This window comes from Streptomyces sp. NPDC055815 (assembly GCF_053616475.1).
Genome location: NZ_JBSHDU010000076.1, coordinates 1 through 13,589 on the forward strand (window position 1 = coordinate 1; position 13,589 = coordinate 13,589).

Annotated in this window: 7 protein-coding genes; 5 read left to right on the plus strand and 2 right to left on the minus strand. The window is 68.8% G+C overall.

The genetic code is table 11. The features are described 5' to 3' along the window. Positions 1-9 precede the first annotated feature (9 nt). The 4 genes from ACWGN5_RS33540 to ACWGN5_RS33555 all read left to right on the plus strand — a co-directional run bounded on the left by ACWGN5_RS33540 (position 10) and on the right by ACWGN5_RS33555 (position 8,210). Positions 10-5,727, plus strand: coding sequence for an amino acid adenylation domain-containing protein (locus ACWGN5_RS33540; protein ID WP_453522219.1), 5,718 nt, complete (start codon positions 10-12; stop codon positions 5,725-5,727). A 208-nt stretch (positions 5,728-5,935) separates the two neighbouring features. Beyond that, the gene (locus tag ACWGN5_RS33545) at positions 5,936-6,325 is read left to right on the plus strand and encodes a GntR family transcriptional regulator (protein WP_237328677.1); all 390 of its coding nucleotides are present in this window, start codon (positions 5,936-5,938) and stop codon (positions 6,323-6,325) included. Next, entirely contained in the window at positions 6,322-7,224 is a 903-nt protein-coding gene (locus ACWGN5_RS33550) for an ABC transporter ATP-binding protein (RefSeq protein WP_453522197.1), read from the plus strand. The genes ACWGN5_RS33545 and ACWGN5_RS33550 overlap by 4 nt, the downstream gene beginning before the upstream one ends. After that, positions 7,221-8,210: a hypothetical protein gene (locus ACWGN5_RS33555; protein WP_453522198.1), complete on the plus strand. Its 990-nt coding sequence runs from the start codon at positions 7,221-7,223 to the stop codon at positions 8,208-8,210. The genes ACWGN5_RS33550 and ACWGN5_RS33555 overlap by 4 nt, the downstream gene beginning before the upstream one ends. A 497-nt stretch (positions 8,211-8,707) precedes the next feature. On the opposite strand, the gene ACWGN5_RS33560 is transcribed toward ACWGN5_RS33555, so the two are convergent. Beyond that, positions 8,708-10,696 carry an ABC transporter ATP-binding protein gene (locus ACWGN5_RS33560; RefSeq protein WP_453522220.1) on the minus strand — a complete coding sequence of 663 codons (1,989 nt, stop codon included), beginning with the start codon at positions 10,694-10,696 and terminating at the stop codon, positions 8,708-8,710. Between the two features lie 58 nt (positions 10,697-10,754). Then, entirely contained in the window at positions 10,755-11,612 is an 858-nt protein-coding gene (locus ACWGN5_RS33565; protein ID WP_453522199.1) for an alpha/beta fold hydrolase, read from the minus strand. Between the two features lie 369 nt (positions 11,613-11,981). On the opposite strand from ACWGN5_RS33565, the gene ACWGN5_RS33570 reads away from it, so the two are divergent. Further along, positions 11,982-13,565 carry an MBL fold metallo-hydrolase gene (locus ACWGN5_RS33570; RefSeq protein ID WP_453522200.1) on the plus strand — a complete coding sequence of 528 codons (1,584 nt, stop codon included), beginning with the start codon at positions 11,982-11,984 and terminating at the stop codon, positions 13,563-13,565. The last annotated feature ends 24 nt before the right edge of the window (positions 13,566-13,589 follow it).

Sequence of the window (13,589 nt, forward strand, 5' to 3'; positions counted from 1 at the left end):
GGTCTGTGTCTGCCGCGTGGGGTGGAGACCCTGGTGGGGATGCTGGCGGTGTGGAAGGCGGGGGCTGGGTATCTGCCGGTGGATGTGGGTCAGCCCGCGGAGCGGATCGCGTTCATGCTGGGTGACAGTCGTGCGGTGCTGACGTTGACGACGGAGGAGATCCTGGAGGATCTCCCTGCGGGTCGGCATCGTCTGGTGGCGGTCGACGGGCCGCTGGTGGAGATGCAGCTGGCGGGGCTCCCCGACAGCGCACCGGAGGTTTCCGTCGAGCCTGGTCAGGTGGCGTATGTGGTGTATACGTCGGGTTCGACTGGCCGTCCGAAGGGTGTCGCGGTCACCCAGGCCGGGTTGGCGAACTATGTGGGTGCGGTGCCGGCCCGGGTGGGGTTCGTCCGGCCGGGTGGTGGGTTCGCGGTGTTGCAGGGGCAGGCGACGGACCTGGGCAACACGACCATCTTCGCCAGTCTCGTGTGCGGGGGTGTGCTGCACTTCCTGAGTGAGGAGGCGGTGACGGACCCTGCTCTGGTGCGGGAGTACGTGACCGGTCACCGGATCGAGGGTGTGAAGGCGGTGCCTTCCCATGTGGCGGCGCTGGGCGCGTCGGCCGTCGGTTCGGTGGGGTCTCTGGTGCTCGGTGGTGAGACGGCATCGCCCGCTCTGGTGGGTGAGCTGCTTGCTCAGGGTGGGGAGGTGTTCAACCACTACGGTCCGACGGAGACCACCATCGGTGTCGCCACGGGCGTGTTGTCGGTAACGGACGTGGAGGCGGGGGTCGTGCCGGTGGGCCGACCTGTGGCGAACACCCGCTTCTACCTTCTGGATGCGGCGCTGCAGCCGGTGCCGGTGGGCGTCGTGGGAGAGCTGTATGTGGCGGGCGCGCAGTTGGCGCGGGGCTATGTCGGACGGCCGGGCCTGACCGGTGAGCGGTTCGTGGCCTGCCCGTTCGGGTCCGGGGAGCGGATGTATCGGACGGGGGACCGCGCACGGTGGGCGGCGGACGGCCGTCTGGTGTTCGCCGGTCGTGCCGATGACCAGGTGAAGGTGCGCGGGTTCCGGATCGAGCCGGGCGAGGTGCAGGCGGTGTTGGCCGCGCATCCGCAGGTGGGGCAGGTGGCGGTGCTCGCGCGGGAGGACGTCCCGGGTGACAAGCGCCTGGTCGCCTATGCCGTACCGGATGATGCGGACACCGATCACGCGGCGCTTGTCGAGTCGGTGCGGTCCTTCGCCGCAGCCCGGCTGCCCGAGCACATGGTCCCGTCCGCGGTACTGGTCCTTGAGGCGCTGCCGCTGACCGGTAACGGCAAGCTCGACCGCAAGGCCCTCCCGGCCCCGGACTACGCCGCAGCGGCGAGCGCCGGTGCCGGGCGGGGGCCGGCGACGGTGCAGGAGGAGATCCTGTGCCAGGCCTTCGCTCAGGTTCTCAACGTGCCCGTGGTCGGCGTCGACGACGACTTCTTCACCCTCGGCGGGCATTCGCTGCTGGCGGTCTCGCTGGTGGAGCTGCTGCGCGGTCGGGGTGTTGCGGTGTCGGTGCGGGCGTTGTTCCAGACGCCGACGCCGGCCGGTCTGGCGCGAGAGGCCGGACCGGACGCGGTCGTGGTGCCGGAGAACCGGATTCCGGCCGGTGCCGGGCGGATCACCCCGGACATGCTGCCGCTGGTCGACCTGAGCGGTGAGGAGGTCGAGCGGATCGTCGCGGCCGTCGACGGCGGCGCGGCGAACATCGCTGACATCTATCCGTTGGCGCCTCTGCAGGAAGGCCTGTTCTTCCACCACCTGCTGCAGGCAGACGGTGGCGTGGACACGTACGTGGCGCCGCGCGTGCTGCGGTTCGACTCGCGGGAGCGGCTGGACGCGTTCCTCGCAGCGCTTCAGCGAGTGGTGGACCGGCATGACATCTACCGCACGGGCTTTGTGTGGGAAGGGCTGAGCGAGCCGGTCCAGGTCGTGACCCGCCACGCGAAACTGCCGGTCACCGAGGTCACCCTCGACACGCACAGCGCGGAAAACGCCCAGCAGCTGATCGCCAGGGTCGGTTCGGCGATGGACATCGGGCGGGCGCCGCTGATCGATGTGCACCTGGCCGCCGAGGCGGGGAGCGGGGGGCAGTGGCTGGCGCTGCTGCGGATGCATCACCTGGTGCAGGACCACACCACGCACGACGTGCTGCTGGAGGAGATGAGCGCGTTCCTGTCGGGCCGCGAGGATGCGCTGCCGGAGCCGCTGCCGTTCCGTAACTTCGTGGCGCAGGCACGCCTCGGCGTCGCCCGCGCGGAGCACGAGGCCTACTTCGCCGGCCTGCTCGGCGATGTCGAGGAGACCACCGCTCCCTACGGTCTGATGGATGTGCACGGTGACGGCCGTGGTGTGGTGCGTTCCTACCTCGGGGTGGAGGAGGAGGTCGGTCGCCGGGTGCGGGAGGTGGCTCGCTCGCTGGGGGTGAGTGCGGCGAGTGTGTTCCACCTGGCGTGGGCGCGGGTGCTTGCGACGGTCAGCGGCCGGGACGACGTGGTGTTCGGCACGGTGCTGTTCGGGCGGATGAACGCGGGTGCCGGCGCTGACCGGGTGCCGGGGCTGTTCCTGAACACCCTCCCGGTACGCGTACGGGTCGGTGCTGAGGGCGTGGGCCAGGCGCTGGAAGGCGTACGGGATCAGCTGGCCGAGCTGCTGGTGCACGAGCACGCGCCGCTGACCCTCGCCCAGCAGGCCAGCGGGATGCCGGGCGGCAGCCCGCTGTTCACCTCCCTCTTCAACTACCGGCACAGCAAGCCCCGCGACAGGGCCAAGCCCGCCCCGGAAGCCGGTGCTGCATCAAAGAGCATCAGCCTGGTGTTCACCCGGGAAGCCACCAATTACCCGGTGGCCGTGTCGGTCGAGGACCTGGAGTCGAAGTTCGGGCTGACCGTGGACGCGGTGGACTCGGTGGACGGCCAGGCGCTCTGCCGCCTGCTGCACACCTGCCTGGACAACCTCGTCACCGCGTTGGAAGGCCACCCCGACAGCCCGCTGACGGCCGTCGACATCCTCCCCGAGGCCGAGGAGCACCAGCTCCTCGCGGAGTGGAACGACACCGCGGTGCCGGTCGAGGCGGCCACAGTGCCCGAGCTGTTTGCGGGCCAGGTGGCGCGGACCCCGGACGCGGTGGCAGTGATCGACGGTGCGACGGAGCTCTCCTACGCGGAGTTGGATGCTCGGGCGAATCGGCTGGCGCGGTTGTTGGTTGCCGGTGGGGTGGGGCCGGAGAGTGTTGTGGGCTTGGCGTTGCCGCGTTCGGTCGAGCTCGTGGTTTCCGTTCTGGCGGTCCTCAAGGCGGGTGCGGCCTATCTGCCGATCGATACGGAGTATCCGGCGGAGCGGATCGCGTTCCTGCTGGAGGATGCCGTTCCCGCTTGTGTTGTCACCGCGAGCGGTGAGGCCGCCGCGGGGGTCTTCGGTGAGCTGGCGTGTGTGGTGCTGGGTGAGCCCGGTACGGAGGAGCGGCTGGCCGGTCTGTCCGGTGAGGACTTCGCCGATTCCGAGCGGGTCGGTCCGCTGACCCCGGCGCATCCCGCGTACGTCATCTACACCTCGGGCTCGACGGGGCGTCCGAAGGGCGTCGTGGTCACCCACCGGAGCGTGACGGGGTACCTGGGCTGGAGCAGTGAGCAGTACGAGGGTCTGCGGGGGGTGGCGGGCCTTCATTCCTCGGTCGCGTTCGACCTGACGGTGACGTCCTTGCTGGGTCCGCTGGTCGTCGGCGGGTGCGTCCGATCGGTCGATCTGACCGCGGGTCTGGAGGCGGGGGCGGCGCTTCCGGAAGAGCTGGGCTGCACCTTCCTCAAGGTCACCCCGAGCCATATGGCGCTCCTTGGCGAGCTCGCGCCGGGGCAGCAGGTGTCGGGCGACCTGGTGGTGGGCGGTGAGGCCCTGTCCGTCGACGTCGTGCAGCGTTGGCGGCGGGCCAACCCCGCTGCCACGGTGGTCAACGAGTACGGGCCCACCGAGGCGACCGTGGGGTGCATCACGTACTCCATTGGCCCGGCCGATTCCCTGTCCGCCGACGGTTCCGCGGACAGCGGGGTGCCGATCGGTGCCCCGGTGGCGAACACGCGGGTGTACGTCCTGGACGCCGCGCTGCGGCCGGTGCCGGTCGGTGTGCCCGGTGAGCTGTACCTCGCGGGTGAGCAGCTGGCGCGGGGGTATCTGGGGCGGCCCGGGCTGACGGCGGAGCGCTTCGTCGCCTGCCCGTTCGACGCGTCGGGTGAGCGGATGTACCGGACCGGCGACGTCGTGCGGTGGTCGGCGGAGCGCCGGCTGGAGTACGTGGGCCGTGCGGACGAGCAGGTGAAGGTCCGGGGGTACCGGATTGAGCCGGGTGAGATCGAGGCCGTCGTCGCCGCGCATCCGCAGGTCGGGCAGGTAGCCGTGGTCGTGCGCGAGGACACTCCGGGCGACAAGCGCCTGGTCGCCTATGTGGTGGGCGAGCCCGGAGGCACGGAGCGGGGGGACGCGGAGCTGGAAGCCGCCGGCCCGGACGGCACCGAGCGGGAGTACGCAGAGAGGGAAGGCACCGCGCTGGAAGCCGCCGGTCTCGACGGTGCCGAGCTGCGTGCGTTCGTCGCCGATCGGCTGCCCGGGTACATGGTGCCCTCCGCCGTGGTGGTTCTCGACAGGCTGCCGCTGACGGTGAACGGGAAGCTGGATCGCAGGGCGCTGCCGCTCCCGGACTACGCGGCGGGGCTCGCCGGGGATCCGTCGACGGGCCGTGGACCCGCGGGGGCGCTGGAGGCGGCGGTGTGCGAGGCGTTCGCCGAGGTCCTGGGAGTGCCGGCGGTCGGAGTGGACGACGACTTCTTCGCTCTCGGTGGTCACTCCCTCATGGCGGTGTCGCTGGTGGAGCGGTTGCGTGGCCGGGGTGTCACGGTGTCCTTGCGCACCCTGATCACCCATCCGACGCCCGCCCGGCTGATGCGGACATTCACGCTGTCATCCGTACAGAACGCCCTCGGTGGAGTGCTGTCGATCCGGACAGGCGGCAGCGCACCGGCGTTCTTCTTCGTCCATCCCGCCGGCGGACTGAGCTGGTGCTACATGCCGTTCGCCCGCTTCGTACCGCAGGAGCACCCGCTGTACGGTCTCCAGGCCGTCGGCGTCGACGGCGCCGGGGAACTGCCCGGGTCGGTCGGCGACATGGCCGCCGAGTACGTGACCCGTATACGCGCCCTGCAGGGCAGCGGTCCGTACCACCTGGTGGGCTGGTCCTTCGGAGGCACGCCGGCGCACGAGATCGCGGCGCGGCTCGAGGCCGAGGGCGACGAGGTGTCGCTGATCCTCATGGACGCGTTTCCGGCGGCGCCCGGGGCCGGCTCCGAGAGCGGGGCCGAGGCCGCTTCGGAAGCGGGCAGGGAGCGGCTGGCGGAGCGCATCCGGGCCGAGCTCGGTCCGGTGATGGGCGGTGTCGACGAGGGGGAAATCGCCTCACTTGCCCGAGTCTTCGACAACAATGCGCGGCTGAGGAACCGGCATGCCTACGGCACCTTCGGTGGGGACACGCTGATTCTCGTCGCGGAGGAAGGCAAGCCGGCGGACTTCTCTCCCACCGCCCTGTGGCAGCCGTACCTCACGCGGCCGGCTTCCGTCGCCCACCTTCCCTGCCGGCACTCGGACATGGCGCGTCCCGGCATGCTGGGGCCGGCCTGGGACGCCATCGCGGAATGGCTGCGTGCACGGTCGGAACGCCTCGGCTGACCTTCCGGAAAGAGGTCCGAAGGGCCCTCTTCGGGCGCCACTCGGGGCCCGGTGCCTGTCCCCTCAGGTACCGGGCCCCGAGTGCTTCTCAGGGCGACCCCTAAGGGTTCCCATCGGCAAAGGTCAGGGCTGCGTCGGGGTCCGGAACTCCCGTTCCCTGCATACCTATTGTGCTAGCCTCCTAGTGAAGGAGGTTGGAGGAATAGCGTTGATCGACTTCCATTTGGATGCTCGAAGTCGCGTTGCGCCGTATGCCCAACTGGCCCAACAGGTCCGCCGAGCGCTCCGTCTCGGCATGCTCTCCGTCGGGGATCAGTTGCCCACCGTCAAGGACGTCGTGGCCAAGGTCGCGATCAATCCCAACACCGTCCTCAAGGCGTACCGCGAGCTCGAACACGAGGGTCTGGTCTCGCCCCGGCCGGGAGTGGGAACCTTCGTGATCCGCACTCTCGCGGACGACTCGTTGGCGGCGCACGACCCGCTGCGGAAAGAGCTGGAGCAGTGGCTGGCCAAAGCCCAGTGGGCCGGACTTGACGAAGAGAGCATCGAAGCCCTGTTCATGACCACATTTCGGACATTCGCGAAGGTGAGGAAATGACGTTCGTCCTAGAAGCGGAGGGCCTCGGTAAGAGGTACGGCCGCCACCAGGCCCTGACCGACTGCAATCTGCAGATTCCGGCCGGCCGAGTCGTCGGACTTGTCGGCCCCAACGGAGTGGGCAAGTCCACCCTCCTCGGCTTGGCCTGCGGGCTGATCCAGCCGAGCGAGGGGACCATAAAGGTGCTCGGCAACCGGCCTGCCGCCAGTGCGGAACAGCTGGCGCGTGTCGGCTTCGTCGCTCAGGACACGCCCGTCTACGCGAACCTGACCGTGGCCGAGCATCTGCGGATGGGCGCCAAGCTGAATCCGCGCTGGGACCAGACGCTGGCGGAGCGCCGGATCCGACAGCTCAACCTCAAGCTGGATCACAAGGCCGGGAGCCTCTCCGGCGGTCAGCGGGCCCAGCTCGCCCTGACCGTCGCCGCCGCCAAGCGTCCCGAACTGCTCATCTTCGACGAGCCGGTTGCCGCACTGGACCCGCTGGCCCGGCGGGGGTTCATGCAGAACCTCATGGAGTTCGTGGCCGAGCTCGGGGCCAGCGTCATCCTCTCCTCGCACCTCCTCGGCGACCTGGAGCGGGTCTGCGACCACGTCATCGTCCTGGGGGAGGGGCGCGTCCAGCTGGCGGGCGAGGCCGACGACCTCGTGGGCGAGCACTACCGCCTGGTCGGGGCACAGGGCGACTTCGACGACCTGCCCGCGGGGATCGAGGTCATCCAGGAAGGCCACACGGACCGCCAGAGCACGCTGATCGTGCGCTCGGCCGAGCCGATCCCCCACTTCATCACCGAGGCCGCGCACCTCGACCTCGAAGACGTCATCCTCGCCTACATGAGCCGGTCCGCGAACGCGTCGGTGATCGGTTCGGCGCAGCAGATTATGGAGGCTCGTCAGTGATCTGGCTGACCTGGAGGCAATTCCGTGCACAGGCCCTGACGGCCGCGGTCGCCCTGGTGGGCCTTGCGGCGTATCTGCTCTATCTGGGCGTGCAGATTCGCGACTCCTACGACAAGGACATCGTCGGATGCGCGGCCGGTGGCAACTGTGAAGCGGTCGAGAAGCTGTTCCTGAACGAGTACGAGCTGCCGGTGTTCCTGGCCAGCGTCCTGCTCATCGCCATTCCCGCGCTCATCGGCCTCTTCTGGGGCGCGCCCCTCATCACGCGCGAACTCGAAGCCGGGACGCACCGGCTGGTCTGGAACCAGAGCATCTCGCGGACCCGCTGGCTCATGGTGAAGCTCGGCTTCGTCGCACTGATCAGCGCGATCGTGGTCGGGGTGTTCAGTCTGCTGCTCACCTGGGCCGCGAGCCCGTACGACCGCGTCCAGGGTGAGCGGTTCGATGCCATCGGGTTCATGTCCAGGAACATCACACCCATCGGATACGCCGTCTTCGCCTTCGTCCTCGCCGCGACGGTCGGACTCCTCATCCGGCGCACCATGCCGGCCATGGCGATCACCCTCGCCGTCGTCGCCGCGATCCAGATGGTCGTGCCGTTCGGAATCCGACCGCATCTGCAGGAGCCCGTCTCCGCCACGGTGGCGATGACCGCGGACACCCCGTTCAAGGCCTTCCGGGACGAGGGCGACGCGGTCCAGATCCTGGGCTACAACATTCCCGGCGCCTGGATGCTGGACAAGACGCACACGCTGTACGACGCGAACGGCAAGGCGTACAGCGAGAAGAGCTTCGAGAGCTGCTTCTCCGTCGACATGGGCAAGATGAAGGAGTGCGTGGCCAAGAGGAACCTGCACGTCGAGGTGTCCTACCAGCCGGCCGACCGCTACTGGCGATTCCAGTGGATCGAGGCCGGGGGATACCTCTTGCTCACCGCACTGCTGGTGGCTTTCTGCGTCACGCGGATCCGCCGGCCGCTGCTCTGAGCGACCCGACTGCGCGATAGTCACTCGAGGCGGCCCGCAGCCGCATCGGCCTCAGTCTCCGAACTGGTCGGCCGGTGGGCGCGGGCCGCTTCGACGTCCGGGGCCGGTACCGCGAGCGCCGTCCGTCGAGTCGAAGGTCGGTGCGAGGGCGGTCCGTCGATTCGGCCGTGGGTACCGCGAGGGCGGTCCGTCGATTCGGCCGTGGGTACCGCGAGGGCCGTCCGTCGATTCGGCCGTCGGTACTGCGAGGGCCGGTTCGTCGATTCGGCGGTGGGTACTGCGAGGGCGGTTCGTCGATTCGGCCGTGGGTACTGCGAGGGCGGTCCGTCGATTCGGCCGTCGGTACCGCGAGGGCCGGTTCGTCGATTCGGCCGTCGGTACCGGCAGTCGGTGCCGCCAGTCCGTCCGTCGAGTCGGTCCCGTCTCGAAGAGCACAGCACCGTGCCGGGTCACCTCCTCGAGGTGAACCCCCCAGCGGGGGGACCGGGCGGTGCTCGTTACGCTCCCGGCTCCGCCGATCCCGCCGTCACGGCGGAGAGCGGGCCTTCCGGTGCGGACACGAGGTCCAGCCGCTCCGTCGCCTGCTGGGAGAACTGCGTGTGGTACAGGTCGGCGTAGAGCCCGCCCGCCGCCAGCAGTTCCTCGTGGGTTCCGTGTTCGCGGATCCGGCCGCCGTCGACGACCAGGATCTGGTCCGCCTCGCGGATCGTGGACAGCCGGTGCGCGATCACGAGCGAGGTGCGGCCGGCGAGGGCGGTCTTCAGGGCCTGCTGGATCGCCGCTTCCGACTCCGAGTCCAGGTGTGCGGTCGCCTCGTCGAGCACGACGATCGGCGGAGCCTTGAGCAGCAGCCTGGCCAGCGCGATCCGCTGCTTCTCGCCGCCGGAGAGCCGGTAGCCGCGGTCACCGACGACGGTGTCGAGGCCCTCGGGCAGAGCGCTGATCGTGTCCCACATCAGCGCCGCCCTGCACGCCTCGATCAGCTCCTCCTCGGTGGCTCCGGGGCGGGCGTACGACAGGTTCATCCGCAGCGTGTCGTGGAAGAGGTGCGACTCCTGGGTCACCACTCCGACGCTCTCGCGCAGCGACGCGAGGGTCAGATCGCGGACGTCGTCATCGCCGATGCGCACCGTACCCGCGGTCGGGTCGTACATGCGCGGCACCAGCTGGGTGATGGTGGTCTTGCCGGCGCCGGACGGGCCGACCAGCGCGGTGAGCTTGCCGCCGGGCGCACGGAAACTCAGTTCGTGCAGGACCTCCGGTGAGCTTGCCGCGCTCCGGTCGGACTTGCTGCTCGCATGCAGCTCCAGCGACTCCAGCGACACCTCGTCGGCGCTGGGGTAGCAGAACGAGACCCCCTCGAACGCGACGTCCGGGGAGGCCGGAGCGGCACCGTCGCGGCCGTCGGCCCCGTCTGCCGGGCGCAGCGCCTTGGCGTCGGGGCGCTCGGTGATCAGCGGCTTGAGATCGAGGATCTCGAACATCCTGTCGAAGCTGACCAGGGCCATCGTGGCGGTCGCCTGCATCGACGACAGCTCGTTGACGGGGCCGTACAGACGCATGAGCAGGGCGACCATGGCGACCAGAGTGCCGAACGCCACGGTGCCGTCGATGGCGAGAGCGCCTCCCAGGCCGTAGACGAGGGCCGTCGTGAAGCTGGTGAGAATGGTGACGATGACCGGCAGGATCCGGCCCCAGACGGCCAGCCTGACCGCGATGTTGCGGACCACACCGGCCTTGCTCGCGAACAGGTCCGCGTCGTCCTGCGGGCGGCCGTAGAGCTTGGCGAGCATGGCGCCCGAGATGTTGAACCGCTCGGTCATCATGGCGTTCATCTCGCCGTTGTGCTCCATCATCGATCTGCTGATCGGCTGCATCCGGCGCGCGATCAGCCGCGCGGGTATCAGGAACAGCGGGATCATCACCAGAGCCGCCACGGTGATCTGCCAGGACAGATAGAGCATGGTGCCGAGGACCAGGGCCAGGGTGAAGACCGCGGAGACCGCCTGGACCAGCAGCGTCGTCACTGCCATGCGGGCGCCGGAGACGTCCGTGTTGAGCCGGCTGATGAGCTTGCCGGTCTGGGTGCGGGTGAAGAACGCCAGCGGCTGCTGCTGCACATGGGCGAAGACCTCGGTGCGCAGCTGGTACACGACGCCTTCACCGATCCGGCCCGAGAACCAGCTCTGGGCGAAGACGAGCGCGGCGCTCACCAGGGCCAGTCCCGCCAGTGACAGGCAGAGCCATACGACGACGTCGAGACGCCCGGCCAGGATTCCTCGATCGATGACGAGTTTGAGCATCAGCGGGCCGGCGGCTGCGATACAGGCGTCGAGGACGGTGAGCGACAGCAGCAGGACGACCTGCCCGCGGTATGCCCGGGTGTACGAGAGGATCCGCCGCACCGTCCCCGGTCTGACATTGCCCCGGCCCGACTCGCCCTCCGGCCGCAGCCGCATCCGGCCCATGGATGGGCCACCTAGCATGGTCACGGGTGTTTCCTCTCTCTGTCTTCCTCGTGTCGCATGAAGCAAAGAAGCCGGATCAAGATCTGTTGACCGGCAGGGGAGAGCCCGCTGTTCGGTGATGCGGTGTCAGACCCTTGTTCATGTCGAGGAACTCGATGATGGCCGTATTCACGGCCTCGGGGCGCTCCAGGTAGCCGATGTGGCCGCATTGGGGAATCGTCACGAGATCGCAGTCCGGAATGATGCGCGCGACCTCGGCGACCAGATGAGGAGGGCATACGCGGTCATCGGCGAACGCGATGGCGCGGCATGGTGCGGTGATGCCGCCGAGCGCCGCGCCGCGGTCGCCGAGCGCCGTGACGGCCGCCGACTGGCCGCTGACGTTGTTGCCGATGGACAGCTCGAACATCTCCAGCCACATGGCGACCGCGGCGTCGTCGTCGATGGTCGCCGGCGAGAGCATTTCCAGCACGGTTCTCGTGGCGGAGTACTTGGGCGGCAGCCGGACCCCGCTCTCCCGCAGTTCCCGGTCGGCTTCCGCCTGTGCTCGTCGGAATGCGTCGGACCGTGACCTGGTGGCGATCAGGACCGCGGAGCGCACGAGGTGCGGCCAGCCGAGCGCCAGCTCCTGGGCGATCATCGAGCCCATGGAAGAACCCACGAGATGGCACGGGCCGAGGTCCAGTTCCTCGATCAACCCCCGGGTGTCGGCGACCATCTCGGCTATGGAGTAGTCACCCGCCGGGGCGTCCGACGGCGGCACACCGCGATTGTCGAACGTGACTGTTTCGTATCCGGCCCGGTTCAGCGCCGGTGTCTGATGCATGGTCCAGACGCGGCCGGAGGCGGACGAACCCATGATCATGAGGACGGGTTCGCCGTGACCCGAGCGCTGATAGGCGAGCTGGATGCCGTTGGTCTTGACAAAAGGCATGGAGTGCTGGTCACTTCCTGCCGGGGAGACGATATGGACATGGCTGTGGCGCACACGATGCAGTACGCCACGGCCCCGATCAATACCACTGGCCCCGGCCGCGCGGCTGCCCTTTGGCGTTCAACTGCCGCCCCGGCCACAGTTGAACGCCAATGCGACGCTCACGGCGCAGTAGAGTATGGTCCAATCGCCTGGAACCGGGCCGTGCCGTAGAAATCGAAATCCCCTTGTGGTGGCGGCATGAACTCAGCCTGAAAGTACTGCCCTTCCCGCGCACTTCACGGCCATCGAAATCTGCGCCGTCCGGAATGGGGCAACGGATACTTTCGGGCAGAGGTTTCTTTTCATTCCTCTGGAGGAGCTCCGAACATGGCCGACGAATCGTTGTTCCTGCGGTCGAAGGTGATTGTCGAGCCGCTGCTGGACAGATTCTTCGCCTGGCCGTACACGCTGGCGCCCGTGCAGTCCGCGATGAACCTCGCCTTTCTGCAGGTGCCCCTGCTCGAGTCCTACCTGCAGTCCCCGCAGGTGCACGTCGCCGCCAGCAACAACCCGGAGCTGCGCGGCGGCTACTTCATCAACATCCCCGAGGCGCGCGCCGACGAGGTGAGCGATCTGCTCGCCGGCATCAAGCGGGACCGGGCCGCGATCCTGCGGTTCGCCGAGGCGATAGCCGCCGGCCAGGAACTGCTGCGGGCGAACGCCACCGGATTCGACCTGACCCCGCTCTACCCCAAGCTGCCCACCGAGCTCGGCGGCCTGATCGAGCTGGCCTACGACACCGACAACCAGGCGCAGATGCGCTTCATGGAGCCGCTCGTCTACGCCAGCGAGGTCTACCAGGAGTCCCGCCAGTCGGTGCAGCTGTCGTTCGAGACCGGCATCGAGCGCCCGTTCATCCTCAGTACGCCCCGGCTCCCCTCGCCCGACGTCCTCGAACTGAACCTGCCCTTCCGTCACCCCGGCCTGGAGGAGCTGTTCAAGGCCCGGGTGCAGCCCACCAGCCTCGGCCATCTGCGGGAGGCCCTGGAACTCGACGACGCACAGGCGGAGCAGCTGCGCGGCATGCTCAGCGACCGGCCGAGCCTCGCCGAGGACCGGCACATCGAGGGCGGCGGCCGCATCCGCTACTTCGGCCACGCCTGCCTGGTCCTGCAGACGCCGCAGGCCGCCATCGTGACCGACCCGTTCATCAGCGCGGACAGCACGGCCGGTGACCGCTACACCCTGGACGACCTGCCGGACTACATCGACCTGGTGCTGATCACCCACGGGCACCAGGACCACATCGTCCTCGAAACGCTGCTGCAACTCCGCGGCCGCATCGGGAAGATCGTCGTGCCCCGCTGCTCTCGCGGCAATCTCGCGGACCCGTCCATGGCTCTCATGCTCCGGCACCAGGGCTTCCCCGTGATCGAGGTCGACGACTTCGACGAGGTGGAGTTCCCCGGCGGCCGGGTCACCGCCACGCCGTTCCTCGGCGAGCACTGCGACCTGGACATCCGCGCCAAGTCGACGTACTGGGTGGAGCTTGCCGGCAAGAAGGTCTTCATCGGGGCCGACTCCTCCGGCATCGAGCCCGCGCTCTACCGTCACGTCAAGCAGCACCTGGGCACCGCCGACATCGCCTTCCTCGGCATGGAGTGCGACGGTGCGCCGCTGACGTGGCTCTACCAGGCGCTGCTGACGATCCCCATCACCAAGAAGATGAGCAACTCGCGCAAGCTCTCGGGCTCCAACGCCGAGCAGGCCGCCGCGATCATGACCGAGCTGGGTGCCGGCGAGGCGTACGTGTACGCCATGGGCGAGGAGCCCTGGCTGGGCCACGTCATGGCCACCACCTACACCGAGGACACGTACCAGCTCAAGCAGATCGAGGAGTTCCTGGACTGGTGCAAGAACCGCGGGATCACGGCCGGTCACCTCTACGGACAGCAGGAGTGGCGCTGGTAGAGATCCGGAGCAGGGCGTCCGGAA